Below are 24,941 nucleotides of genomic sequence, written 5' to 3' on the forward strand. Positions count from 1 at the left end.
TTTTCGCCACATAGCTACTAACCTACACCTTCTCGACGCTAACCGCGGTCAGCTCCCAGACTGGCAGACCGCTCATCGGATCGGTGGTCACCTTGGCCGCTCGGTTGAAGTTCATGCCCTTGCCCTCCACCTGGAAGCCGAAGGCGCTGTGCCCAAGGCCCACCGGCGCGTAGACCACGCCGGGAGCGGCGCCCGCGAACAGGCTCAGCTTGGCGGTAAGGCTGCCGGCCACCGAGTCCACCCGAATCAGGTCTCCCTCGTGCAGGTGCAGCTCATGGGCGGTTTCGGGGTTCATTTCCACCACCAGCTTGTCCATGTCGGCCAGCATGGTGTCGGGCAAGACCTTGACCATGTAGGGGGTGATGGCGTCGCCGCCCCAGGTGGTCCTCAGCGAAGCCGCCGCGGTGAGCAGTAGAGGCATGCCGGTGCCCAGATCCTGGGCCGCCGCCGGGGGCTCCCAGTGGGGCAGGAAAGCCGCCTCCAAACCGCCGCCCACGCCCAGGTTGGCCACCATGCGCTGGAGCATGCCGGCGTTTTCCGCCCGGCTGGATATCAGCTTGAACAGGCTCATGCTGAAGAACTCGAAGCGGCCGCTGGGGGTGCGGTACTTCACCGGGCCGTAGGCCGGCTTTTCCTGCACCCAGAAGCTTTGCTCGGCCAACTGCTCGAAGTCGCCCAAGGCCTCGGTGCGGGCCGCCAGGACCTCTTGCATGTTCTTGAAGGGCAGTGCCTGGGCCGCCTTGCCGCCCAGGCGCGAGGCCACCTGCAACAGGACCTCGCCCGCGTCCTTGGCCTGGGGCACCGCCTTGATCAGGGGGCGGTGCAGGCCGTAGGAAGCCACCGGGCTGCCGTAGGGGGTGGTGCTGTCGCCCCAGCCCTCCAGCCAATGGGTGGTGGGCAAAACCAGGTCGGCCACCGCGGCGGATTCGTCCATGAAGGGGGTCAGGGCCACCACGAAGGGGGTCTTGCGGGCCAACTCCTCCATCACCCCGGCCTGGGGGCCGTTGTAGATGAAGTTGCCGCCCACCAGAAGCAGGGCCTTGAGGCTGTAGGGCTTGCCCTCCAGAGCCGCCTTGGCCAGGGCGTCGGGGTTGTTGGTGTCCAAACCACGGGCCGGGTTGACCAAAGGCTGCACGTTGCCCGTGATGGTGCTGGCGCCGATGGCCTTGAGCGGCAGTGGCTGCTGCACCAGCACGCCGCCGGGCTTGCCGATGTTGCCCTTGAGGGCGTTCAAGGCCAACACGGCCATGAAGTCGTACATGCGCCCGGGATCGCCGGAGTTGCCGGGCCCGCAGACCGCCACGGCCCGTTTGGCCTTGGCGAAGCCCGTGGTCAGCTTGACCAGCTTTTCCATGGGCACCCCGGCCAGTTGGGCCATCTGCTCGGGGCGGTAGGTGTTGAGCACGTGGCTCTTGAAGCCCTTGAAGTCGCCTTCGTCCTTAAAGCCGAAGGAGGCCCTAACCGCCGCCTGGTCGTAGAGACCCTGCTGGATCATGATGGAGCACATGGCCAGGGCCAAGGCTCCTTCGGTGCCCGGACGGCAGGCCAGCCACAGGTCGGCCTGGCTGGCGGTGACGCTGGCCCGTGACTCCACCTGGGCCAAGAAGCTCTTGTTCTTGGGGAAGCCACGCCAGGAGGCAAAGGCCTTGCGGGTGGCCACCGGCGAACCGAAGTTTTCCAACAGCGGGGTGCCGAAGGAAACCACGTAGTCGGAGTTGGCCAGGTCGAAGCCCAGGTCGGTCTGGCCCATCATGGCCAAGCCGGCCAGGGCCAGGGTTTCGCTGGCGCTGGGGGTGAAGGCCAGGTTGGGCGATCCCAAAGCGGCCATGAGGCTCAGCAACAGCTGGCCGGTGGCGCTCTCGGGGTCTTGGCCCAGGGCCGCGATTTTTTCCGGGGTGCCCTGCCTGACGATCTCGGCCAGGTTGCCGGCCAGGATGTCCAGGGCCTCGGGCCAGCTCAGCTTGCTGTAGCGCCCGGTGGCCCGGTTGCGCAAAAGCGGGGCGGTCACCCGGACGTCGTTGTTATACAGCAGTTGCAGGGCCGAGGCGTCCTGGGGAATCACGCCGCCCTTGCTCAAGGGGTGCTCGGGGTTGCCCTCCACCCGGATGGCCCGGGTGCCGTCCACCCTGCCCTGCACCAGCCGCGCCTTGGCGCCGGTGCCGGTCTGGGGGTTGACCACGTTGGCGAAGGCCACCGCACCGTCCTCGGGCACCGGAACCCAAGACCAGTTCTGGGTCCAGATGGCGGTGTCGTCCATGAGCTTATACACCAGGGGGCTTGCGTGCACGCCCAGTACTCCACCCACGGCCAGCTTGATAAATGCTCGTCTATCCCATTGCATAAGGGTGTCTCCTTAGCATCCAGCCGACGCCTATTTGTGGCAAACGAAGCAGGCGCGGTTAACGCCGTTTTCGCTATGGCACTTGGCGCAGTCGTCCATTTTCATGCGGTGGGGCGGTCCGCCCAAGCCGATGGGCCCGGTTCCCCAGATGTCCCGGCTGTAACCCGTGAGGCGGTTGTACTCATAAGGCCGCAGCTTGGTGGTCTGGCCGTGGTCGGCGTGGCACTGGGCGCACTCCAACCCGGCGCTGGCCGTGTGGGCCGCATGGGAGAAGAACACGCAGTCGGGCTGACGGGAGTACACCAGCCAGGGAATGGGCTGGTTCTTCTTCAGGTACTCGTCAAAAGCCGCCTCATTTTTCCCATCGCCCATGAGCGAACCCGCCTCGTGACACTCCTTGCAGCTCTGGATGCTGGGAATGCCCGAAAATGAGCCGTCTTCCCGCAGGGTGTGACAGGACTTGCAACTGTCGCTGACCTGCTCCAAGTGCAGCTTGTGATTGAACTGCAACGGCTGCGCCTTCTCCGCGTAGAGAATGGTGGGGGTGGCCCAGAACCCGAAGGCGGAGCCTATCACCAGTCCCACGAAGAGAAGGATCCAGTCCGCACGCGACCGCTGTTTCTTTCCTTGCTGGTGCGATGACATAAGATCCTTGCCTCTCGCTACTCTCGATTGCCTCAAACAGACTTGCGACCCATCCGCCGGTCATGGGTCTCCGGCGGCGGCCGATACTAAAAATGGTCAGGTACAACCAACCCTTGCCTCAGCGGGTGAACTTGTCCTTTCCGGCACAAAGGCCGGCCAAAAAACAAGTCCGACCAGGACTGGAGCAAAATAGCAGCTAAACGCGGGCCCTGTCAACAAACATCCCCGCCAAAATCGGAGCTTATTCCTTCGCCTTGGGCCAGGCGGGCCGCCTTGAGAATCACCCTGTGGGTGTCGGGGGTCAGCTTAAAGCCATCCAGCCCCTCCAGACCGGTCCACAAGGCGGCGGCCGCGTCGTCGCCCGCGGTGGGCTCCAGGGGGAGCGCGTAACACAAAAAGTCAACCAGCACGTAGTGATATTCCACTCGCCCCTGGGAGTCGTGCAGGATGCGCTCGATCACCTCCACCACGGGCCCCACCTCCACATCCAGGGAGGTTTCCTCGGCCACCTCCCGGGCGCAGGCCTGGACCAGGCTCTCGCCCAGCTCCACCCCGCCGCCGGGTATGGACCAGATGCCCTTGGAGGGCTCCCTGCCCCGCTGGACCAGCAGGACCTGGTCGCCGCTCAGGACCACCGCCCCTACGCCCACCACCGGCAGTTCGGGATAATGTCGGCCCACGAGGGCTAATCCCGCTCCAGGACCGAGCGAAAATACTCCAGAGTGGACGGCAGCCCCTCTTCCAAGGCCACCTTGGGGCTCCAGCCCAGCTTTTCCCGGGCCAAGGCGATGTTGGGCTGGCGCTGGGTTGGGTCGTCGGGCGGCAGGGGCTTAAACTCCAGTTGACTGCGCGATCCACTGATTTTAATGACCTTTTCGGCCAGTTCCAGCATGGTGAACTCCGAGGGGTTGCCCAAGTTCACCGGACCGATGAACTCCTCGGCCTCCATCATGGCGATCATGCCGGCCACCAGGTCGTCCACGTAGCAGAAGGAGCGGGTCTGCTTGCCGTCGCCGTAGATGGTGATGGGATCTTCCTTGATGGCCTGCACCGCGAAGTTGCTCACCACCCGGCCGTCGTTCACCGCCATGCGCGGCCCGTAGGTGTTGAAGATGCGCACGATGCGAACATCCACCTTGTTGCTGCGGTGGTAGTCCATCATCAGGGTCTCGGCCAGGCGCTTGCCCTCGTCGTAGCACGAGCGCAGTCCTATGGGATTGACGTTGCCCCAATAGCCCTCGGTCTGGGGGTGCACCTTGGGGTCGCCGTACACCTCGCTGGTGGAGGCCTGCAAGATGCGCGCGCCCACCCGCTTGGCCAGGCCCAGCATGTTCAAGGTGCCCAGCACGTTGGTCTTCACGGTTTTGACCGGATTGAACTGGTAGTGCACCGGGGAAGCGGGACAAGCCAGGTTGTAGATCTGGTCCACTTCCAGCAGAATGGGCTCCACCACGTCGTGGCGCACCAACTCGAAACGGGGATTGCCCAGGTGCCCGGCCACGTTACTTTTGTCGCCGGTGAAAAAGTTGTCCAGGCACAACACTTCGTGGCCTTGCGCCAGCAGGGAATCGACCAGATGGGAGCCTATGAAACCGGCCCCGCCGGTGACCAATATGCGTTTCAACTATTTTTCCTCCCGCCCCGCGAGGGATGCGGTTTAAATGTCCGATGCTGGCCGCATTATCCTAGAGGCGCGGTGACAGGTCAAGGCCGCTGAACTTGCCGAATACCCCCGGCCATGCTAAAAATTTAATGCATAATCATTTTTGCCAGCGAGGTGAGCAATGGCCGGGGAAACGTGCCGCAACCATCCTGACCGCAAGTCGGTGGCCATGTGCCAAAAATACAGCCACGGCTACTGCTTGGATTGCCTGGAAAACGACCCCCATTGCTCGGACCCGGACATTTATTGCAAATTCCGCGAGCAGTGCCTGGTCCACTTCCATTACAAAGAGCGCAAGCGGGAAGCGGCGAGAGCGGCCAGCGCATGAGCAACCAAGCGCCTTTTTCAGATTTCATCAGATCCCTGCCCGAGGCGGCCCTGGGTCTCAAGGGGGTCACCGCCTACCTTTTGGCCGCCCCCCAGGGCCAGGCGGTCTTTTTCGACCTGCCCGCCGGGGCCTCGGTGCCCCTGCACAGCCATGGCGCCCAATGGGGCATCGTGGTGTCCGGCGAGTTGGAGTTGACCATCGGAGATAAGACCGAAATCTATCGCAGCGGCCAGAGCTACAGCATCCCGGCCGGCGTGCTCCACGGGGCCACGACGCTGGCGCCCTCCCAGGTGATAGACGTTTTCGCCGAGCCCAACCGCTACTCGCCCCGCGCCTAGAGTCTAACCAAGCCAAAAAAGCGGCCCGCCCCCCGGCGGACCGCTTTTCGTTTCGCTTGGCGGCGGTTCAGAACTCCGTCACCTCGCCGCCCCGGATGGCCCGGCGCTCCCCGGTGTTCAGGTCCAGGGTCACCCCCGGTTCGATGGTGCCTTCCCGGGTGTAGCCCCGGTCTTCCCAAAAACCGCCCAGCATCCGCTCGCCCAGGGTGATGCTTTCCAGCCACTTGGCGCTTTTATAGCCCCACAGGTGGGGAACAAGCATGCGCAGGGGGCCGCCGTAATCCTTCTCCAGCGGCTCGTCCTCGACCCCCAGCACTAGCATCACCCTGGGGTGGTCCAGGTCCTTGAGGCTCACGGTGGTGGTGTAGCCCCCTCCCTGGCTGGTGAAGGTGGCATGGCTGGCCCCCGGCAACAACTCAAGTTGCGCCACGAAGTCGCGCCACAGCACCCCTTGCCAGCGAGCCCGCAGGCTGAAGCCCGACACCGAGGTGAGCCGGGCGTCCACCTCGCTCTGGGGCAAGGCCCTTATGGCGGACAGGTCGTACTCGCGCTCCCGATCCACCAAGCCGTCCACCTTGAGACGCCACTGCTCCGGGCCGATGGTGGGCCATCCCCCGGCCCGAAAAACCGGCATGCGATGGCTGGTCAAATAGCTCATCTCACCTCCACCTCCAGGCTGCGGCTCTTGGCGGGTTTCTTGTCCTTTTCCCAAGGCCGCGCATAGTTGAGCACAATCATGGCCCGACCCGGCCCCACGGCCTGGAAGGCCCAGACCTCCTGACCGCCGGCGCCCACCGGCGCCTTGCCGTCCGGCGCCTGGGGCTTGGCAGGCACGTACTCGCTGTTGACCAGCTTCACCACCTTGGCGTCGGGCATTTTGGCCAGCATCCACTTGTAGCCGGTGGTGTGGTTGGCGGCCAGGGTCACCTGGAAAACCTGGCCCTCCTTGAGCACCAAAGTCTGCACCGGACCCCCAGCCCAGGCCGTGGCGGCGATGAGCAACAAACCCAGGGCGCCCAGGACGCTCATACAACGGCGCGGCAAGTCCTTACTCCGGGAACTTGAGGGTGAGCAGCAGGCCGCCATCCTCTTTCTCGGTCTTGACCTTGACCTCCAGGTTGTCGTTGCGCACCCCCAGAGCCAACAGCGCCTTGATCTTGTCGCCCTCGGCGTGGGTCATGGCCCGCACCGCCTCGATGACCTTGGGGCCGATCTCTGGTCCCGGAGAAGGCAGGGTGCTGGCCCGGTACTTGGCCTGCACCGTGATCTCGCCGCTGGGAGCCTGGAACAAGCTGATCTTCTTGGCTCCCGCGTTGACCGCGTGCAAAACGCTCAGGGCCAGCCACTTGAGGGCCGCCTCGTCCTGGTCCTGGTCCTGGGCCAGCTTGGACATCTCCTCCAAATAGTCGGTGGTGGCAAAGCAGTCGCAGAGCTCCTGCACTTTCAAATGGATGTTTCTTTTGTCTTCCATGGCCGTCCTCGCTGTAAAAAAATAGGCGTCCTTGGGGGCGATTCCCTGGTCTCGAAATTTCCGGCGGCCACCTGACGGCGGCCTCGGAGTAAACCCATGTTTAAATTATAACGTCAATAAAAGAACGATGCTGAAACGTTCCCGGATTCCAATTGTGACAGTTTCGCGCAGCCGGCTGAGCGGCTCGGCCTTGCCGGGCAAGCCCGGGAGGCCGGCGATCAGCCGCAAATCGCCGGTTAGCGCTTGACGGCGCCTTAGGCTGGGGAAAAGAATGGCCTGGAAGCGAATACGCCTGTCGGCCTCAACCAGTTTTGCATCTTAGTGGTTTCAACCAGCCAAGCAGGTAGAGCCAGACTTTAACTCGGGGCTTAAGAAATGCCTTAGCCTCGCTACGCTTGGGCCGTGGCAATAAGTCGGCTTGGCCGGTATGGCGCCTAGGCTGCCTGGATGGTATAAGTATTATAAATGTCAACAATTTTAGAAATCGCCAAGCTGGCAAATGTTTCATATTCCACGGTCTCGCGGGCTCTCAATGGACAAAAGGGAGTCAGCGAGGCCATGCGGGAAAAGATCGTCCAGTTGGCCAAGGAGTTGGATTACTACCCCAATTCATCGGCCCGGGCCCTGGTCGCCAAACGGGTCGGCGTCATCGGGCTGATCATCCCCCGTACCTGTGAATACACCTTTACCAGCCCCTATTACTCGCACATCCTCCTGGGCATCAGTTCCATGGCCACCCAGAGGGGATATCAGTTGATGCTGATCATCAACGAGAAAAACAGCTACGCCATCCCCTATCATCGCCGCCAGGTCGATGGAGTCATCGTGGTGGGCAACCATTATGACGACCAGAGGATTTTTGACCTAGCCAAGCAGAACATCCCCTGCGTGGCCGTGCCCGGCTTTGTCAAAGACTCGCCGGGCAACCCCATGAGCACTACCTCGGACAACTATGAAGCCAATTATCAGGCCCTCACCCACCTGGTGGGCCTGAAGCACCGCCGCATCGCCTATATTCTGGGGCACCGCAATTCCAAGTACTCGGTGGAGCGCCTGGAGGTTTACCGTGACGTCATGAACGAACACGGCCTTGAGATCCGCGAAGAGTACACGCCCTACAGCGATTTTTCGGTGACCGACGGCTTCCGCCTGACCGGCAAGCTGCTGGACATGCCCGAGCCGCCCACCGCCCTGATTTGCACCAACGACTCCCTGAGCATGGGGGCGCTCAACCAGATCAAGGCCCGCAGCCTGCGCATACCTCAAGATCTCTCGGTGATCGTCACCTGCGCTTCGGACATCCTGTCCCTGCACGAACCTCCCTTGACCCACATCCACGTGCCGGTCGTGGGGGTGGGAAGCGCCGCCGCCGCCATGCTAATAGAATTCATCGAAACCGGCGAGGCGCCTGGAGAGGTCCACGCAATACCCGCCCAGTTCACCGTCCGCAAATCCACCGGAATCAACCCCGAAGCCGCGTAGTAGGCCCCAAACCAAGGCAAAAGGGAGCGCCCAGGGGCTCCCGATGCGTCCCGGGAGACACCTCGGGGCCCCAACAGTTAGCGCCGATCATTGCCCTTGACTCTACGCAAACGTTTGTGTTCTGATGCTTCCACCTTGATCCTGGCTCTATCCAAGGGAGAGGGCATGAGCGGCTTTCCGCTCCGGCATTCAGAGGAAAAGTTAGGAAAACGGAGCGCATTTTCCGTTTTCCGAGAATGTGTGTAGAGGAGTTCGGGTTCGCCCGGGGCCTCCTTTTTTTCGCCCATTAACGCAAACGTTTGCGTAATCGTCCACCGACCTGTCGCAGTCACGCTTACGAACCGAGGTAAACAGGCATGGAATCACGACCGCTAGACAAGAACAAAGTCGTAATCACCGTGGCCCAAACCGGGGCCATGTCCTCCAAGAGCATGAATCCCAACGTTCCCGAGCAGCCGGACGAGATCGCCCAGTCGGCTTATGATTGCTTCAACGAGGGCGCGGCCATCTGCCACATCCACGCCCGGGGCAAGGACGGCCAGCCCACCGCCGATACCGACATCTACCAAGACATCCACGACCGCATCCGCGCCAAGTGCAACATGATCATCCAGGACTCCACAGGCGGCGGCCCCAACTTGAGCCAGGAAGAGCGCATTCAGTGCCTCAAGACCGGCCCGGAAATGGCTTCGCTGAACATGGGCTCCTTGATGCGCATCGGCGGGCCCTACAAGGGCACGGCATGGTCCAACATGCCCGAGGAGATCGACCACTACGTGCGCGAGATGGCCAAGTACAACGTCAAGCCGGAGATGGAGGTGTTCAACCACGCCATGCTGGTGGACGTGCGCCGGGTCATCGAGGAAGGTCTGGTGGCCAAGCCCTATTACGTGAACATCGTGTTGGGCATGCGCTACCAGGGGGCCGAACCGGCCACGCCGGACACCCTCTACTCCATCGTCAAGGCCCTGCCCCCGGACACCATATTCAACGTGACCGGCGTCGGCTCCGCCCAAACCACTATGGCCAACATGTCCATGCTGTTGGGTGGCTGCGTGCGGGTGGGCATGGAAGACAACCTCTACTACCGCAAGGGAGAGCCGGTTGAGAGCAACGCCCAGTTGGTAGCGCGCATAGTACGCATAGCCCGCGAGTTGGGCAAGGAACCAGCCACCCCTGAAGAGACCAGGGCCTATTTCGGCCTCGATCCCGTGGCAGCCTAGGAGTTGTAGCGCAATGGAGACCAAGGACCTAAAGAAAATCGCCGTAATCGGCATGGGCACCATGGGGCCTGGCATTTCCCAGGTTTTGGCGCATGCGGGCTTCGCGGTGAGCGGATACGACCTGAACCAGGACAGCTATCCCTTGGCAAGGCAGGTGATCGCCAACAACCTGGACCTGCTCATCGAGGCGGGCCAGGCCCAGCCCGAGGATCTCGAGAAAACCCTGGACAAGATCACCTTCGTGGACTCCATGGAGGAAGCGGTCAAGGGCGCCCAGATCGTGGTGGAGGTGGTAAGCGAGAAACGCCCCATCAAGAAGGCGGTCTACGAGCAGATAGACCAATTGGCCGACCCCGAGGCCATAATCTGGAGCAACACCTCCACCTTGAACATCTTCGAGCTGATGGTACCCGCGCGTTTGCCGCGCACCATCATCGTGCATTGGTTCGCCCCGCCCCAGGTGCTGCCGCTCATAGAGGTGGTGCAGGGCGACCAGACCCTGCCCGAGGTGGTGGAGTTCACCATGGGCTTCTTGGAACTGCTCAAGAAAAAGCCCGTGCTCATCAAAAACTACGTTCCCGGCTTCATCATCAACCGCCTGCTGCGCATCCTGGGACGCGAGACCTATTTCCTGTTGGACAACGGCTACGTCACCCCGGAAGACCTGGACATGGCGGTCAAGGCCAGCATCGCGCCGCGCATGATGGTGCTGGGGCTGGCGCAGCGCTACGACTTCACCGGACTGGACCTCACCTACGCCAATTTGCACAATGAAGATTTCGTGGACGCCCCCTTTGACACCGAGCCCGAGTTCGTGGTCTCCCGGGTCAAAAAGAACCACTTGGGCATCAAGACGGGCATCGGCGTATACGACTACGAGGGCCGCGACAAGGCGGAAGTGATCAAGGACCGCGACCGCTACCTGCTCAAGGTGGTGAACAGCCTGCAGTTCTGCCTGGACAAAAAGCGCCTGCTTTAGGCGAACGGCCAACACCGCCGCCGGCAAGGAAGATGGGGAGCAACCGATTTTGCTGATGGCAAGAAGTTAACCAATCCAGCATCAATTTCTCACTAGGAGGGAGAGATATGTCTGATAGTCGATTTTTGAGAATCGTCCTGGGAAGCCTGCTTCTGGTCTGTCTGGCCTTCGCGGGTCCGGCCTTTGCCGCCTACCCGGAAAAGCCCGTCAACCTTCTCATTCCGTATGGCGGCGGCGGCTCTACCGACGTGACCGCCCGCATGCTGGCCAACCTGGCCCAGAAAGACTTCCCCAAGCCCATCGTGGTGGTGAACAAACCCGGCGGCGGCGGCGTGCTGATGCACGAGCTGCTGGCCCAGGCCAAGCCCGACGGCTACACCCTGGGCATCGTCTCCACCGGCGTGCTCACCCGCACCCCTTTCCTGCGCAAGGTGCGCTATGATCCCGAGAAGGACTTCACCTACATCCTGCTTTACGCCCTCTGGCAATACGGTTTGGTGGTCCAGGCAGACAGCCCCTGGAAGACCTTGGATGAGTTCCTGGACTACGCCAAGGCCAACCCCGGCAAGGTGACCTATTCCACGGCGGGCACCGGTTCGGCCCAGTACCTGGCCATGGAGTACCTGGCCCAGTTAAAGGGGATTAAATGGACCCACATCCCCTGCAAGGGCGGCATAGCCGCGGTTACCGCCCTTCTGGGCGGCCACGTGATGGCTTGCGCCCAGGCCACCGAATGGAAGCCCTACGTCGAGTCCGGTCAGCTGCGCCTGTTGGCCGTCCTGGGCGGCCAGCGCATTCCGGCTTTCCCCAAGGTCAAGACGCTCAAGGAGCTTGGCTATGACTACGAGGTGATTTCAGGTCCCGGTCTTGCGGGTCCGGCGGGCATGCCTCCCGAGGTGGTGGCCTTCATAACCAAAGCCTTTACCAAGGCCGCCCACGAGAAGGAGTTCCTGGACCTTCTCAACAAGCTGGAAATGCTCCCCTTCGACCTGAACAAGGCCCAATTCGAAGCCTATATCAAGAAGTCCGTGCCTGAAAAGAGGAAGCTGGTTAACAGCCTAGGCCTGGGATACGAGCAGTCTAAGTAATTGACAGAATCTTGGCCGGGGGCACCCTCCCCCGGCCAAGGCCGAGGAGTCCCCTGGTATGGTGAAGTTTAATAACGATACCTGGGCCGGCCTTATAATGCTGGTCTTTTCGTTGACGCTCGCGTTCTACATCACACCCAATCAGGTTGAATTACACCGCAACGTAGTGCTTCTGGCGCTTTCGCCTAGGCTGTTTTGCTACGTCACGGCAGGCTTGCTCGGGTTTTTGTCGGCGATTTTGATCTACCTGAGCCTGAAGAAGGATGCGCAGCCCCTTAAGGAGCAATACACCTCCTGGCAACCGCTGATGCGAGGCCTGTTCTGCACGGGCATTGCCTGCGTATATGCGCTGCTGTCCGGCATCTTGGGCATTTTTGTCAGCACGGCCCTGGCCATGACCGTCCTGCTCATTTATTTCGGGGTGAGGAGTTGGAAGGGGATTTTGCTGTTTTTGGTCGTCCTTTTGGGCTTCATCTACTTCTTGTTCGTGCAAGCGTTGAAAGTGGTCATGCCCGACGGCCTTTTGTTCTGAGCTAGACGGTACCTATCCCGGAGAAACAACATGGAACACTTGATGGCCGCTATCGACATGTTCTTTCAATTTCATGTCATTGCCGGCGTCTTCTTTGGTGTGTTTTTGGGCATAGTCCTGGGAGCCATCCCGGGCTTGACCGCTACCATGGCCATCGCCCTGATCATCCCCATGACCTTCTCTCTGGACCCCGTGGTTTCGGTTGGTCTGTTGGTCGGGGCCTACAAGGGCGGCAACTGCGGCGGGTCCATTCCCGCCATATTGTTGAACACCCCGGGCACCCCGGCGGCGGCGGCCACGGTTTTGGATGGTTTCGAGCTGGCCAAGCAGGGCAAATCGGTCAAGGCCTTGAAAATGGCCATCTACTCGTCGGTGATGGGCGACACCCTGAGCGACCTGGTCCTGATCCTGGTGGCGCCTCCCCTGGCCATGATAGCACTCAAGATGGGGCCGCCGGAGATGGCCGCCCTTATCTGCCTTTCCCTTTTAATCATCACCACCGTGTCCGGCGAATCCATGATCAAGGGCCTCATCGTGGGGGCCATTGGCCTCATCATCGGCACCATCGGTCTGGACTCGGTCACGGCGGTGCGGCGCTTCGGCTTCGGCTTTCCCGAGCTGGATGAAGGCATCTCCTTGATCCCCATGCTCATCGGCCTCTTCGCCGTTTCCGAGTTTTTGATCAACACCGAGTCGGTTGGCATCGGTAAAGTGGCCCAGTTCTTCGCCCGCTCCAAGAATAGAGACGACAACCGGGTCTCGGGAAAGGAGTTCAAGGCCTGCGTGCCGCCCATCCTGCTTTCCACCGGCATAGGAACTATGTTGGGAGCCATACCCGGCATTGGGCCTTCCATTGCCGCCTTCGCCGGCTATGCCCAGGCCAAGAAGATATCCAGGCACCCAGAGCGCTTCGGCAAGGGCGCCCTGGAAGGGGTGGCCGCCGCGGAGGCCGGCAACAACGCCGTGTGCGGCGCCAACCTGATCCCCCTGCTCACCCTGGGCATCCCCGGCGACATCGGCGCGGCCGTGCTCCTGGGCGCCTTCATGATCCAGGGTCTGCACCCCGGCCCCATGCTGTTCAAAGAAAACATCTCCACCATCTATGCCATCTTCATGGCCCTGATGGTGGCCAACATTTTCAACTTTATAATTGCCAATTTCTTCATCAAGTTCGCCAGCAAGGTGGTTATGCTCCCCAAGGGCTATATTTTCCCGGCGGTGCTGGCCTTCTGCTTTTTCGGGGCCTACGGCTTCAACCAGAACCTGTTCGACGTGTGGATCGTAGTCATCTTCGGTCTGCTGGGCTACCTGCTTCGGCGCAACGGCTTCCCTCTGGCTCCCATGCTCATCGCCTTCATGCTGGAGCCCATACTGGAGAACTCCTTCCGCCAAAGCATGCTCATGTCCGGCGGCTCCCTGACCATTTTCGTGACCCACCCCATCTCCGGAATTTTCCTAGGGCTGGCGGCGGTGGGCATCCTGTGGATTGTAATCCAGGCCTTGCGCCACAAGATCAGCGCCAACAGCGCCACCCATCTATTGGACGACTGACACAGGCTCATATATAGGCTCGGCTCCCCGCAATAACGCATAACCCCATTGCCAGGGGAGCCGAGCCTACTACCGTGGGGCACCGCGAAGGGGCAAGCAAGGGACTTTGGCCATTGACCAGCGCCGCCACCAGCCGTACCGATCGCCAATTCTTTTGGAAATCTGGAACAAACCACGGCGACCGGGGCTTCCCAGGGGCCGGCACCAGGGGCTTTTTCTGTAACCGGCTTCATAACCGAAAGGTAGCGGCATGTTGCGCAAAATAGGACATTTGGGTATCGCGGTTGAGAATATCGAACAAACCCTGGCCGTGTTCGCCGGTCTCTTCGAGAAGGATGTACCGCCCATCAAGGACGTGCCCGAGAAGAAAATGAAGGTGGCGGTGCTGCAACTGGAGGGGCTGGCCCTGGAATTTTTACAGGACTACAGCGAGGCCGGTCCCCTGCGCCAGTTCGTGGAGCAACGGGGCAACGGGGTGCACCATTTCTGCGTGGAGGTGGAGGACATAGACCAGGCCATGCAATCGTTGAACGCGCGGGGCATCGCCCTGCGCGATACCGCGCCCAGGATGGGGCTGCGCGGTAAACGAATCGCCTTTCTCGACACCAGCGCCCTGGACGGCCTGACCGTGGAGCTGTCCGAGCCCTAGGCAGGGGGTTGCCCAGAGAGCGGCAGACGGTGAAATTTGGGTCTGGATTCGGGGCAGATTCCATGAGGCTTGTGCTTGCTCCAGGGGCCCGGGCCGCTTATTCTAAAATGAAGGTCAATAGTCAATCCTAATAACCGAGAGCGGCGGTAATGAACCAGGAACCTGTCCCCATTGAGCGCCTGAATTTCTTCCTGGAAAAACTCGAACTCGACGACCGGGCCCAGGAGCGCCTGGCCCCTTGGCGCCAAATCTTCCTGGAGCACAGCGAGGAGTTCGGACGGGAATTCTGCGGGTATTTCCTGGGCATCGCCCGCACCAAGCAGATCATCGAGCAGGGGGAGTATCTACCCAACCTGGAAAAGGTGCTGGGCTCTTGGTTCCACGCCTTGTTCAAGGAAGAGTTTTCGGCCGGGTTTTTGAACTACCTGTGGAACAGCGGGGTGCGCCACGTGCGCCTCAACCTGGACCAGCGCTTCGTGAACCTGGGCTACGCCATGGCCCGCCAGTTCTGTCACCGCCTGGTGAGCCAAGAGATTCCGGTGGAGGAGCAAGAGGCGGTGATCGAGGTGGTGGACCGCATGCTCGACTTTTGCGTGCTGGTGGCCACCGACTCCTTTATCACCACCACCTTCCGTTGCGACCGGCGCATGATCGAGGGTATCGCCCATCAGGTGCGCAACCCCATCACCATCATCGGCGGCAGCATCCGCCGCCTGCAAAAAAAGACCGAACCGGGCAGCCCGGCTTATATCGCCTACGAGATGGTGCTCAAGGAGAACGAGCGCCTGGAGCGCATGATGGGCGATATCTCCATGTACACCGGTTTGTTCCAGGAAGAGCCGCTGGCCAAGGTGTGCGACCTGGGCGAGTTCCTGGCGTTGGCCCACCGCTGGGTGGTGCAGCGGGGCCTCATGGAAGACATGGCGTGGCAGCCGGAACTGGCCCCCGGCTATGACAAGGTGTATTGCGACCCCCAGGACCTGGAGGCCATGCTGTGTTACCTGCTCGAAAACGCGGCCGAGGCGGCCGACCAGCAAGACCCCTTGTTGGAGGTGGCCACGGGGCCGGACCCGGACGGGCACAGGGTCAAGCTGACCATTCGCAACAACGGCAACACCCCCGAGCCCATGCACATGGACGACATCCTTAGCCCCTTCCACTCCAGCAAGCCCATGGGTACCGGCCTGGGCCTGCCCATCGTCTTTTTGGCCGCCCGGCGCAACCTGGGCCGCCTCAGCCTGGACCCCCGGCCCGGCGGGGGGGCCGTGTGCCGCCTCAGCCTGCCCGCACCGCCGGTGGAGTAGGCTCTCTCTAGGAAACTGGCTGGAATTTCTCTTGCACCGCGCCGCACACCGGACAGCGCTCCGGCGCTTCGCCGGTGGCCACCCAACCGCATATGGAGCAGACCAGATAGGAACCCGCGTCCTCCTGGTCCCAGGCCTGGGCCAACTCCCCCTGTCGCTGGGCCACCCGGGCCGACTGGTCCAGGGCGGTGCCGGCCACGCCTTTGCCGTTTTGGTCGGCCACGGCCACCAGCTCGGCGTATTTGCGCAGCAGACCGGGCAGCATCTCCCCGGTCGTCTCCTTCAGGTTGGCCGCGCCGTCGCCCAGTTTGCCCCGCATGAGCATGAGAAAGCGCCGGGTGTGCACCTTCAGGGATGCGGCCAGGGCGTCGTAGAACTGCGCCTGTCCCTCCCGCCCCTGGCTGCGGGCCTGCTGGGCGAACATCTCCAGCCTGGCCCGGGCCAAACTGGCGTTCACAAAAGCCTCCTTTAGTTGCGGGTGCGGGGCGGGGCTCATGGGGCTCCTTTCAAATATCCTTGAACACCTTGGCCAGAGACTCCCCTGCCACGTGCATCTTCCATTCGTTCAAATAGCCGAAGGGCGTGGCGCTGACCTGGTAGCCGGCCTCGCCCAGGCGCTGGGCCGCCCGGCCGGCCAGCTCTTGGGCCAACTCTGGAGGGGCCTTGCTGGTGGAGAGATGGCCAAAGGAGTGCAGCACCACCCGTTTGGTGGCGAACTTGCCGGCCAGCCACTTAATGTTCTTGAGCATCTTGCTGAGCACCTTGGACTCGCGTCCCTGGTCCTCGGCCTCGGCGTGATAAAACACCACCACCGCTTCACGGGCCTCGCCCTCCCCCGGCGCTTCGGGAGCATCCTCCAGCGACTTGGCAAAGGGGCGGTGCCAAAAGCTGGGCGCATAGAACATCAAAAGCTTCACGGCTTGCTCTGGCGGCGGCTGCGCTTCTCTTGTTCCTTTTCGGCCAGACGCATGGCGCGGCGGCTCATGGCCTCGGAGTTGCGGCGGTGCTCCTCGTCGGTCCCCAATATCAGGCCCGGCACCGGCGCCGGACGCTTGTCCCGGTCCAGGGCCACGAAGGTGAGATAAGCGCTGGCTACGTGGCGCACCTGGCCCTTTTGGGGGTTTTCCGCCTCCACCCGAACCCCGATCTCCATGGAGCTCTTGCCCACCAGATTGATGCAGGCCTTGAGAAACAAAAGCTCGCCCACGTAAACCGGGTTGTGGAAATCCAGGCGGTCGATGCTGGCGGTTACCGCATTGCCCGCCGCATGGCGCAGGGCCACCACCCCCGCTGCGGAGTCGATGTTGTTCATGATGATCCCGCCGTGTACGTTGCCGGCCGGGTTGGCGTCCGCCGGTTGCATGACCACGGCCATCACCACGCTGCTGTCACTGACGTGTTTACTTTGCATGACAATCCCTTTTTGACCTGTCAGGGGCGAAATTTTGCCTTAAGCTTACCGGGAAGAAGCGCCCTATGGCAAACAAAGGTGGAGTGACATGAACGGACCGCGCAAGACCAAGATAGTGGCCACCATCGGGCCGGCCAGCGCCGACCCCGCAGTGCTCGGCAAGATTATCGCCGCCGGGCTGGACGTGGCCCGCCTGAACTTCTCCCACGGCGACCACGCCAGCCACCGCCATACCATGGACCTGGTGCGCCGCCTGGCCGCCGAGCAGGGCCGCACCGTGGCCATCCTGCAGGACCTGGCCGGCCCCAAGATCCGCCTGGGCGAGCTGCCCCAACCCCTGCGCCTGGAGGCGGGCCAGGAGGTGGAGCTCACCCCCGGATCCACCGCCGATGAAGGCGTGCTGCCGGTGGACTACGCCGGGCTGGCGGAAGACGTGGCCCCGGGGCAGAGCATCCTCTTGGCCGACGGCCTAGTGGAACTCAAGGTCTTGGAAACCTCCGGCGGCCGGGTGAAGGCCGTGGTCAAGGTGGGCGGCGAGGTCAGCTCGCGCAAGGGGGTGAACCTGCCCACCAGCGAGCTGGGCATCAGTTCCTTCACCGAAAAGGACCGCCGCGACCTGGAGATGGGCCTGGCCGCCGGAGTGGATCTGGTGGCCTTGTCCTTCGTGCGCCACGAAAACGACCTGGCCCCGGTGCGCGAGCGCCTCAACCACAGCGACGATCCGCCCCTGTTGGTGGCCAAGATAGAAAAGCCCCAGGCGGTCGAGCGCCTGCATCAGATATTGGCCGCGGTGGACGGGGTGATGGTGGCCCGGGGAGACCTGGGGGTGGAGATGCCCCTGGAGCAGGTGCCGCTGATCCAAAAGCGCATCATCGCCGAGGCCCGCCGGGCGGGCAAGGTGGTGGTCACCGCCACCCAGATGCTGCGCTCCATGATGGACAACCCCCGTCCCACCCGGGCCGAGGCCGCCGACGTGGCCAACGCCATCTTGGACGGCACCGACGCGGTGATGCTCTCCGACGAGACCGCCATGGGTTCCTACCCGGTGGAATCGGTGAGCATGATGGACCGGCTGTGCCGGGCCAGCGAGGATCAGGTGAACAGCGAGGCCCTGCTCAAGGAGGAGCTGAGCCCCCTGCTGCCCGCCGTGGCCGCCGCCCTGAGCCGGGCCGCCTGCTGGTTGGCCCGCGACCTCAAACCGGCGGCCATCGTGGCCTCCACCACCAGCGGCGGCACCGCCCGGCTCATCAGCCGCTACCGCCCGGAGGTGGTCTTGGTGGGGCTGACCCCCGACCCCTCCACCTGCCGCCAACTGGCCCTGTCCTGGGGGGTGGTGCCCGCTCCGGTGAAGCCCTTCGAGGATATCGAACAGATGACTCAGCGGGCCAAGCAGTGGATTCTGGACAACGGCTTGGCCCAACCCGGCCAGCACATAATCCTCACCGGCGGGGTGCCGGTGGGCACGCCGGGCACCACCAACCTGCTCAAGGTGTTAGAGCTCTAAGCAAGCGCGGAACGGGGAGGCCCGCCTAGAGAGCTTCCTCGTCCTCGTACACGTTGGCGATGCAGCACAGGAAGCGGCCCACCTCGTCCTGGCTCAGGTTCTTCATGCCGTGGGGCTCCATGGAGGGTATGTACACGCTGCTGCCCGGACCGCACACCTGGGTATCGACCAGCGCGTCGGTCTCGGCGTCAAAACCGTAGCACTCGAAGGTGCCTTCCAGGATGTACATGGTCTGGTGATAGAAGTGGCTGTGGATGGGGATTTCCCCACCGGCTGGGCGGTGAACAGCCTGAGCCCGTACTCCGGGTAGCCGTGGCCGTCGTCGCCGCACTTGGACAGCCAGCGCACGCTGATGCCCTTTACCTCGTACATCTGGCCCCGGTAGGGGAACTCGCTGATTTTCACGTCCTGGGCGTCCAGGGCCTTGATGGCTTGCATAGCGCCGGCTTTCTCCGTCTATATAATTTCGTTTTCGGTTTGCGTGCGCCTAGGCCTCTGGGGCGGGCGCCTGCTGGGTGCCGTTGTCCGCGTCCGGCGGTGGAGGCGCTGGCAGGTTGCCTTTGGCCTCGGCCTTGACCAGCGCATCGAACTCCTTGCCGTCGATCACTTCCACCTTGAGCAGACGCTGGGCCACGTTCTCCAGAAGGTCGCGGTGCTTGGTCAACAGCTCGTGCACCTTCTCTTCGTGCTTTTCCATGAAACGGCGGATCTCGTCGTCCAATGCCGCGGCGGTGGCCTCGGAATACTCCTGGGATGGAGGGGCGTAGCCCGAATCCTGGGGTATGAACACCGGCTGGTTGCGCCGGCTGTAGGTCACCGGCCCCAGGGTGGTGCCCATGCCGTATTGGGTGAGCATGGCCCGAACCAGGTCGGTGGCCCGCTGCAGGTCGTTGGCCGCGCCGGTGGAGCCCTCGCCGAAGATGATCTGCTCGGCCACCCGGCCGCCCAGCATCACCTCCACCTTGCCCTCCAACTCGCTGGTGGCCATGAGGTAGCGATCCTCGGTGGGGCGCTGCTCGGTGTAGCCCAAGGCGGCGATACCGCGGGGGATGATGGATATCTTGTGCACCTTGTCGGCCTTGGGGGTAAAGGCGGCCACCAGGGCGTGCCCGGTTTCGTGGTAGGCCACCCGCTTTTTCTCCTCCACGTTGATGACCCGGTTTCTTTTCTCCAACCCGCCCACGATGCGGTCCACCGCCTCGTCCAGGTCGGCCATGGTCACCTCGTCGCGATTGGCCCGGGCGGCCAGCAGGGCGCCCTCGTTGAGGATGTTCTCCAAGTCCGCCCCCGAAAGGCCGGGGGTGCGCTGGGCCAGGTTTTTGAGCTTCACGTCCTTGGCCAGCACGATGCGCTTGGCGTGCACCTCCAGGATGGCGATGCGGCCGTTGAGGTCCGGCTTGTCCACCAGCACCTGGCGGTCGAAGCGCCCGGCCCGGAGCAGGGCCGCGTCCAAAATCTCGGGGCGGTTGGTGGCGGCCATGATGATGACCCCCACCCTAGGATCGAAGCCGTCCATCTCCACCAGGAGTTGTTGCAGGGTCTGCTCGCGCTCGTCGTGCCCGCCCATGCTGCTCATGCCCCGAGCCTTACCCAGGGCGTCCAGCTCGTCGATGAACACGATGCAGGGGGCCTTTTCGCGAGCCTGCTTGAACAAGTCGCGCACCCGGGCCGCGCCCATGCCCACGAACAGCTCCACGAACTCCGAACCGCTGATGGAGAAGAAAGGCACCCCCGCCTCGCCGGCCACGGCCCGCGAGAGCAAGGTCTTGCCGGTGCCCGGAGGGCCCACCAAAAGCACGCCCTTGGGCATGCGCCCGCCCAGGCGGCTGAATTTCTCCGGGGTGCGCAAGAACTGGACTATCTCTTCCAGCTCTTCCTTGGCCTCGTCCACCCCGGCCACGTCGTCGAAGCGGGTGGGGATGTCCTCCTCGGCGAAGATCTTGGCCTTGTTGCCCGCGAAGTTCATGACCCCCTGGCCGGGGCCCATGCGCTTCATCATGAACCACCACACCCCCATGAACAGGAGGATGGGCACCATCCAGGAGAACAACGAGCGCAGGAAGGTGGACTCCACCTCGCCGCGGAACTCGATCTCGTGGCCTTGCAGCTCCTTGGCCAGGTCCGGCGAGACCCGCACCGTGTTGAAGTTGATCTCCGCGCCTTTATCGTCGAGCATCTTGCCGGAGATCATGTCCTTGCCGATGGCGATCTCCTTGACCTTGTCGGAGCGCACCTGATCCAGGAACTGGCTGTAGGGGATTTGTTTGGGACCGATCTGGCTGGATATCAGGTTGTTAAGAATCAGTACGAACCAGATTCCCAACAGCACGTACCAGATCGAAAACTTATGTTGCTTTTCCAAGCTAATCCGTCCCTTTCCCCGGCCGGGCCCGCGCCTCGGAGCCGCCCACCCATGCCCGCGGCGGGGTAATGATTAACAACTAATTGTTATCAGGTTACTATCAGGACAAATATCGGTCAATAGCCGTGCGTGTTTCAAACGCGGCGACCCCAGGCAGCGTACAGCGGATCAGACTCGGGATACTCGCCGAAATGGCGGTCGTCCGCGGGCCGGGGCCAGCCTCTTTGGCTAAGGCTGGCCAACTCGTCAAAAGCCCCGCACTCCAGAAAATAATCCAGCACCAAGCCCAGCTTCTCAAAGTCGTGCAGCTCCTTCCACAGGTGCACCGCCTTGGGCGGGAAAAAGCGGTTGGAAAAGCTGACCGCCAGCACCCCGCCGGGCCTGAGCACCCGGGCCGCCTCCACAAACATTTCCCGAGGCTGGGTCATGTATTCCACGCTCACCGTGCAGATCACCGCGTCAAAACTTTCGGCCTCAAAGGGCAGCTCCGGTTCCTGGTTGACATCGCGCACCAGGGCTTGGTCCACCTGGGGGTTGGCCTCCATTTCGGCCAGGTTCAGGCCCAGGCCCACCACCTCGGCCAGCTCCAGGCGCGGCGGCAGATGGCTCTGATAGCTGCTCATCAAATCCAACACCCGCGCGCCAGGCGGTATCAGTTCGCCGTACAGGGCGGCCACATGGGCGCTGGCCTGGGAATCCAGGTGGCCCACCAGGCGGGGCTCGACGTAAAAATCGCCGTCCGGGGCCTCGTCGTCGCGCAACAGGGCGTCGCCGCCCAAAAAGTCGGTGGGTTTGCCGCCCACCCTGGCCTGCATGCCCGGCCCGGCGCAGAGGCGGGCCATCCAGTCCACCCCCTGCCCGGTGGTCTTTTCCGGCGGCAACTGGGCCTGCTCCACCAGGGCCCGCAGTTTAAGGCCGCGCCCGGCCAGGGGATGGTTCAGGTCGGCCTCCAGGCCGTGCAGCTCGGCGGCCAGGCAGCGAAAGGGCTCGTTGCTTGTTGGCGACACGCCCGGCACGCCGGAAAGCAGACGGCGGGGATAAAAGCGGCCCATGCGCGGCAGGGCGGCCCCGCCCGCGAACTGCTTGAGGGGAACGGCGCGCACCAGGTCCGGCTCGCGCGACGGCACCGCCTCGGCCGGGGTAGGCTCCATCTCCGCGCTCTGGCCGCGTTGCAGGCCCTTGAGGGCGTCCAGCAGCCGGGGGGGCAGCAGGTCTCCCCAAAGATCCGCCGGGGCGTACATCAGCTCGCGGTGGGTTGCTTCGGAGCTCTGCCAGGCCAGCTCCAAGACCAGCCCGGCCGCGCCCCTTATGTCCAGACCGGGGCTCACTTGGGCCGCACCAGTTCCAAATGGATGTACAGCTTCACCTTGTTGCCCACCACCCCCTGCTCGTAGAACTTGCCGCTGCCCACGTGATAGTTCAGGCGGTCCAGGGAAAACTCGCCCTGGAAACCCGTCACCATCTGCTTGGGGTTCATGGGGTTGGTCTTGGCCCCCAGGTAGGTGAATACGATCTGTTCCGGCCGGGTGACGTCCTTCATGGTCAGGCGGCCCTTGACCACGATGTGGTCCTTGCCTTGCTTGGTGAAGCTGTCGCTCACAAAGCGGATGACCGGATAGCGAGCCGCGTCAAAGAAATCGGCGGTCTTGAGATGCTTGTCCCGGGCGGCCACTCCGGTGTCGATGCTGTCCACCTGAATGGTCAGTTCCACCTTGCTGGCGGCCAGGTCCTCGGGGCTGAAGAAAATTTTGCCGTCGAACTTGTGGAACTGGCCCATCACTGGGGCGAAGACGTGCTTGATGGTGAAAATCACCTGGCAATGGGGCGGGTCGATGCTCCACTGGGGCGCGGCGGCCAGGGCCGGAAGGCTCAGGCACAACACCAAAAGCAAAGCGAATATAGAGCGTGCGGCTTTCATGCTGCCTCTCGTTGATATAGTTGGGTTGCTACTTAAATTATGCCGCCTGGGGCCCGGTAAATCCATGGCTAGACGCCTCAGCCGGCCACGGCCCTCGCCATAAAAAAACAATCGCGATCGGCCCGACCCACGTAACCGCCGTCCAGGCTCACGTACCAGGCGGCCCGGGGGGTGGCCCAGTCGGCGGACCACAGGCGCTGGGCCAGAGGATCCAGCAAGGGGTGGCCGCAAAAGCCGTCCGGCCCCTGGGGAGGCCCCAACAGCGAGATCAGCTCCGGCGCGGTGGGCAGGCGCCAGTCGGCCCGCCCGCCCAGGCGGCGCAGGTTCAAGGCCCGTGCATAGGCCGGGGCCTGCTCCCAGGTAAGGGGCTGGGGCGAACACCCGCGCTGCCAGTACAGGCCGGTGTTGAGGTCCTGGGCCACGCGGGGCCCCGCTTCGCGCAATTGGCGCGGCGCCCAGACCCGGGGGCGCATGAGCCCATCCAGGCCCAGCGCCTGGCGCGCGCCGGACAGCTTGACGAGCCGCCCCCGCCCGCGCGGCCGGTTGGCCTCTGCCTCGTGCTTGGGCGCGGCGTTGAGCTCCGGCCAGGCGGCGCACACCGCCTCGCGTCTCTGCGCCCACTGCTGGGCCAGGGCCTCCAGGGCCTGGGCCATCCGGCCGGCCGTGGCGAAGCGATTCGCGGGATCAGGAGCCATGGCTTGCCCCAGGAACTCGTCCCAGGCGACGTCGGCCAGGGGGGCCAGGGCCGAGGCCGCCGGGCCGCCCGCTTCGGGCAGGACTCCGGTAAGCAGGCGGAACAGGCTCACCCCCATGGAGTAGATATCCGCCTGGGGGCCGGCGTTCAGGGGATCGCTCTCCTGTTCCGGGGCGGCATAGGCCGGGGAGCCAAGCACCAGGTTGCGCGGGCCGCCCAGGCTCTCGCCCCGGTGGTGGCTCAGGCCCAAGTCGCCCAGGCGCACCACGCCACCGTCGCCCAGCATGAGGTTGGCCGGTTTAAGATCACCGTGCACCAGGCCAGCCCCGTGCAGGGCCTGCAGGGCGCTCAGGCTCTGGCGGCCGTAGTCGATCACCTGGTCCAGGCCCAGGGCCCGGCTGGGGTCTTCCAGGCGCGGCCCCTCGCCGATGATGTCGGCCAGGCCGAGGCAGAAATGCTCCATCAGGTAATAGGCGGGGTCGGCCTCGTGCACGGCCAGCACCCGCACCAGGTTGGGGTGCTTGAGCCCGGCCAGGTTGTGAGCCTCGTCCACAAAGCGGCTGAACAGAGCCTCGCGGCCCGCCAGCGCTTCCAGCTCGGGACGAGGGGCAAAGAGCTTGAGGGCCCGCACGGGACCCACGTCTTGGCGCACCTTGTACACCCGGGACATGCCCCCCCGCCCCAGGAGACCCAGCACCTGGTATCCGTCGATGAGCTTCACCCCGCGCCTACAACAAGCGGTCCGCGTTGAACTGGGGCAGGCCCAGGCGGCGTATCTTTTCCACCGTGGCCCTGGCGTCGTATTCCACGCAGCGCACCTCCAGCGTGCCCTCCTCCCGGTCCACGATGACATACTTGGCCCGCTTGTCGCCGTCGCGGGGCTGGCCCACCGCGCCCGCGTTGATCAGATAGCGGTCGCCCGCCTTCAGACGGTGCATGCCCTGTTTCAGGTTGAGGCGCTCCAGGCCACCCGTGGCGGGCAAGTGGGCCATGGCCAGCTCGTGGCTGTGGCCCACCAGGCACAGGGGCTCGTCGATCAGGCCCATGCGCCGCAAAATCTCTTTGCGGTCCAGCTCGAAATAATAGGTGCGCGGCGAATCCGGCGGCGCGCCGTGCACCAGGCGGCAGCAGTCCAGCACCAAATAGACGGGCAGCGTGGCCAGCCACTCCAGGGATTGTTGGCTGATCAGCGCCATGTTCTGCTCCAGGGAGCGCCGGGCGGTGGGGTTGAACCAGGCCAGCTCCTGGCGGCGGCACATGCCCAGCTCGTGGTTGCCCATTACGCTGGGCAGCCCCAGCTCCCTGGTCAGCGCCACGCAGGCCTCGGGGTCCGGGCCATAGCCCACGATGTCGCCCAACAGGGCGATCTGGTCGGCCCCGGCCTGGTCGATGTCGGCCAACACCGCCGTGTAGGCTTCCAGGTTGCCGTGAATATCGCTGAGAACCGCCAAACGCATA

27 protein-coding genes are annotated in these 24,941 nt (G+C 63.3%); 11 read left to right on the forward strand and 16 right to left on the reverse strand.

Features of this window, described 5'->3' with window-relative positions; genetic code table 11:
• Window positions 1-22: 22 nt before the first annotated feature.
• From AACH32_RS11505 to AACH32_RS11520, 4 genes are all read right to left on the reverse strand, one after another.
• Window positions 23-2,341 carry a molybdopterin-containing oxidoreductase family protein gene (locus tag AACH32_RS11505; RefSeq protein ID WP_338599453.1) on the reverse strand — a complete coding sequence of 773 codons (2,319 nt, stop codon included), beginning with the start codon at window positions 2,339-2,341 and terminating at the stop codon, window positions 23-25.
• A 30-nt stretch (window positions 2,342-2,371) separates the two neighbouring features.
• Entirely contained in the window at window positions 2,372-2,926 is a 555-nt protein-coding gene (qrcA, locus tag AACH32_RS11510) for a menaquinone reductase multiheme cytochrome c subunit QrcA (protein ID WP_338599455.1), read from the reverse strand.
• Between the two features lie 272 nt (window positions 2,927-3,198).
• Window positions 3,199-3,666, reverse strand: a complete 468-nt coding sequence (locus tag AACH32_RS11515; RefSeq protein WP_338599457.1) for an NUDIX hydrolase — start codon at window positions 3,664-3,666, stop codon at window positions 3,199-3,201.
• A gap of 5 nt (window positions 3,667-3,671) precedes the next feature.
• Complete coding sequence (locus AACH32_RS11520; protein WP_338599460.1) at window positions 3,672-4,610, reverse strand: UDP-glucuronic acid decarboxylase family protein; 939 nt, start codon at window positions 4,608-4,610, stop codon at window positions 3,672-3,674.
• A gap of 160 nt (window positions 4,611-4,770) precedes the next feature.
• On the opposite strand from AACH32_RS11520, the gene AACH32_RS11525 reads away from it, so the two are divergent.
• Both AACH32_RS11525 and AACH32_RS11530 read left to right on the forward strand, forming a co-directional pair.
• On the forward strand, window positions 4,771-4,977 hold the full coding sequence (locus AACH32_RS11525) for a hypothetical protein (protein WP_338599463.1): 207 nt from the start codon (window positions 4,771-4,773) through the stop codon (window positions 4,975-4,977).
• On the forward strand, window positions 4,974-5,315 hold the full coding sequence (locus AACH32_RS11530) for a cupin domain-containing protein (protein ID WP_338599465.1): 342 nt from the start codon (window positions 4,974-4,976) through the stop codon (window positions 5,313-5,315). The genes AACH32_RS11525 and AACH32_RS11530 overlap by 4 nt, the downstream gene beginning before the upstream one ends.
• 67 nt (window positions 5,316-5,382) lie before the next feature.
• On the opposite strand, the gene AACH32_RS11535 is transcribed toward AACH32_RS11530, so the two are convergent.
• Genes AACH32_RS11535 through AACH32_RS11545 form a run of 3 tightly spaced genes read right to left on the reverse strand, consistent with a single transcriptional unit; the run spans window position 5,383 to window position 6,786 of the window.
• Window positions 5,383-5,973, reverse strand: coding sequence for a molybdopterin-dependent oxidoreductase (locus AACH32_RS11535; RefSeq protein ID WP_338599467.1), 591 nt, complete (start codon window positions 5,971-5,973; stop codon window positions 5,383-5,385).
• Complete coding sequence (locus tag AACH32_RS11540) at window positions 5,970-6,359, reverse strand: protease inhibitor I42 family protein (RefSeq protein WP_338599470.1); 390 nt, start codon at window positions 6,357-6,359, stop codon at window positions 5,970-5,972. Before AACH32_RS11540 ends, AACH32_RS11535 begins: the two co-directional genes overlap by 4 nt.
• Window positions 6,360-6,363: 4 nt before the next feature.
• The gene (locus AACH32_RS11545; RefSeq protein WP_338599473.1) at window positions 6,364-6,786 is read right to left on the reverse strand and encodes a hypothetical protein; all 423 of its coding nucleotides are present in this window, start codon (window positions 6,784-6,786) and stop codon (window positions 6,364-6,366) included.
• A gap of 465 nt (window positions 6,787-7,251) precedes the next feature.
• Here AACH32_RS11545 and AACH32_RS11550 point away from each other — a divergent pair, with 465 nt between their 5' ends.
• The 8 genes from AACH32_RS11550 (at window position 7,252) to AACH32_RS11585 (ending at window position 15,594) form a co-directional block, all read left to right on the forward strand.
• Window positions 7,252-8,268, forward strand: coding sequence for a LacI family DNA-binding transcriptional regulator (locus AACH32_RS11550; protein ID WP_338599476.1), 1,017 nt, complete (start codon window positions 7,252-7,254; stop codon window positions 8,266-8,268).
• A 356-nt stretch (window positions 8,269-8,624) separates the two neighbouring features.
• Window positions 8,625-9,491, forward strand: coding sequence for a 3-keto-5-aminohexanoate cleavage protein (locus AACH32_RS11555; RefSeq protein WP_338599479.1), 867 nt, complete (start codon window positions 8,625-8,627; stop codon window positions 9,489-9,491).
• Window positions 9,492-9,504: 13 nt separating this feature from the next.
• Window positions 9,505-10,470, forward strand: coding sequence for a 3-hydroxyacyl-CoA dehydrogenase family protein (locus tag AACH32_RS11560; protein WP_338599482.1), 966 nt, complete (start codon window positions 9,505-9,507; stop codon window positions 10,468-10,470).
• A gap of 107 nt (window positions 10,471-10,577) precedes the next feature.
• Window positions 10,578-11,558 (forward strand): Bug family tripartite tricarboxylate transporter substrate binding protein, encoded by a 981-nt coding sequence (locus AACH32_RS11565; RefSeq protein WP_338599485.1) that lies wholly within the window; start codon window positions 10,578-10,580, stop codon window positions 11,556-11,558.
• A gap of 58 nt (window positions 11,559-11,616) precedes the next feature.
• Entirely contained in the window at window positions 11,617-12,090 is a 474-nt protein-coding gene (locus AACH32_RS11570; RefSeq protein ID WP_338599487.1) for a tripartite tricarboxylate transporter TctB family protein, read from the forward strand.
• Between the two features lie 30 nt (window positions 12,091-12,120).
• The gene (locus tag AACH32_RS11575) at window positions 12,121-13,641 is read left to right on the forward strand and encodes a tripartite tricarboxylate transporter permease (RefSeq protein WP_338599490.1); all 1,521 of its coding nucleotides are present in this window, start codon (window positions 12,121-12,123) and stop codon (window positions 13,639-13,641) included.
• Window positions 13,642-13,891: 250 nt separating this feature from the next.
• A complete protein-coding gene (locus AACH32_RS11580; RefSeq protein WP_338599492.1) occupies window positions 13,892-14,290 on the forward strand; it encodes a VOC family protein in 399 nt (132 codons plus the stop codon).
• A 149-nt stretch (window positions 14,291-14,439) separates the two neighbouring features.
• A complete protein-coding gene (locus tag AACH32_RS11585) occupies window positions 14,440-15,594 on the forward strand; it encodes a protoglobin domain-containing protein (RefSeq protein WP_338599495.1) in 1,155 nt (384 codons plus the stop codon).
• Window positions 15,595-15,601: 7 nt separating this feature from the next.
• Here AACH32_RS11585 and AACH32_RS11590 read toward each other — a convergent pair whose 3' ends face one another.
• The 3 genes from AACH32_RS11590 to AACH32_RS11600 are packed head-to-tail and all read right to left on the reverse strand — an operon-like array spanning window position 15,602 to window position 17,005.
• Window positions 15,602-16,051: a rubredoxin-like domain-containing protein gene (locus tag AACH32_RS11590; RefSeq protein WP_338599498.1), complete on the reverse strand. Its 450-nt coding sequence runs from the start codon at window positions 16,049-16,051 to the stop codon at window positions 15,602-15,604.
• A gap of 49 nt (window positions 16,052-16,100) precedes the next feature.
• Window positions 16,101-16,511, reverse strand: coding sequence for a threonyl-tRNA synthetase editing domain-containing protein (locus tag AACH32_RS11595; RefSeq protein ID WP_338599500.1), 411 nt, complete (start codon window positions 16,509-16,511; stop codon window positions 16,101-16,103).
• Window positions 16,508-17,005, reverse strand: a complete 498-nt coding sequence (locus AACH32_RS11600) for an acyl-CoA thioesterase (protein WP_338599503.1) — start codon at window positions 17,003-17,005, stop codon at window positions 16,508-16,510. The genes AACH32_RS11595 and AACH32_RS11600 overlap by 4 nt, the downstream gene beginning before the upstream one ends.
• Before the next feature lie 88 nt (window positions 17,006-17,093).
• Between AACH32_RS11600 and pyk the strand changes: the two genes are divergently transcribed.
• Entirely contained in the window at window positions 17,094-18,509 is a 1,416-nt protein-coding gene (gene pyk, locus AACH32_RS11605) for a pyruvate kinase (RefSeq protein ID WP_338599504.1), read from the forward strand.
• Window positions 18,510-18,534: 25 nt separating this feature from the next.
• Here pyk and AACH32_RS11610 read toward each other — a convergent pair whose 3' ends face one another.
• From AACH32_RS11610 to AACH32_RS11635, 6 genes are all read right to left on the reverse strand, one after another.
• Window positions 18,535-18,738 (reverse strand): cupin domain-containing protein, encoded by a 204-nt coding sequence (locus AACH32_RS11610; protein WP_350341517.1) that lies wholly within the window; start codon window positions 18,736-18,738, stop codon window positions 18,535-18,537.
• A 258-nt stretch (window positions 18,739-18,996) separates the two neighbouring features.
• Complete coding sequence (gene ftsH / locus AACH32_RS11615) at window positions 18,997-20,871, reverse strand: ATP-dependent zinc metalloprotease FtsH (RefSeq protein ID WP_338599507.1); 1,875 nt, start codon at window positions 20,869-20,871, stop codon at window positions 18,997-18,999.
• 134 nt (window positions 20,872-21,005) lie between these two features.
• On the reverse strand, window positions 21,006-22,199 hold the full coding sequence (locus AACH32_RS11620) for a methyltransferase domain-containing protein (protein ID WP_338599508.1): 1,194 nt from the start codon (window positions 22,197-22,199) through the stop codon (window positions 21,006-21,008).
• Complete coding sequence (locus tag AACH32_RS11625) at window positions 22,196-22,789, reverse strand: YceI family protein (protein WP_338599509.1); 594 nt, start codon at window positions 22,787-22,789, stop codon at window positions 22,196-22,198. The genes AACH32_RS11620 and AACH32_RS11625 overlap by 4 nt, the downstream gene beginning before the upstream one ends.
• 77 nt (window positions 22,790-22,866) lie before the next feature.
• Window positions 22,867-24,204, reverse strand: a complete 1,338-nt coding sequence (locus AACH32_RS11630) for a protein kinase domain-containing protein (RefSeq protein ID WP_338599511.1) — start codon at window positions 24,202-24,204, stop codon at window positions 22,867-22,869.
• Between the two features lie 7 nt (window positions 24,205-24,211).
• The gene (locus AACH32_RS11635; protein ID WP_338599513.1) at window positions 24,212-24,940 is read right to left on the reverse strand and encodes a metallophosphoesterase family protein; all 729 of its coding nucleotides are present in this window, start codon (window positions 24,938-24,940) and stop codon (window positions 24,212-24,214) included.
• Between the last annotated feature and the right edge of the window lies 1 nt (window position 24,941).

It is taken from the genome of Desulfoferula mesophila (genome assembly GCF_037076455.1).
Lineage (GTDB): Bacteria > Desulfobacterota > Desulfarculia > Desulfarculales > Desulfarculaceae > Desulfoferula > Desulfoferula mesophila.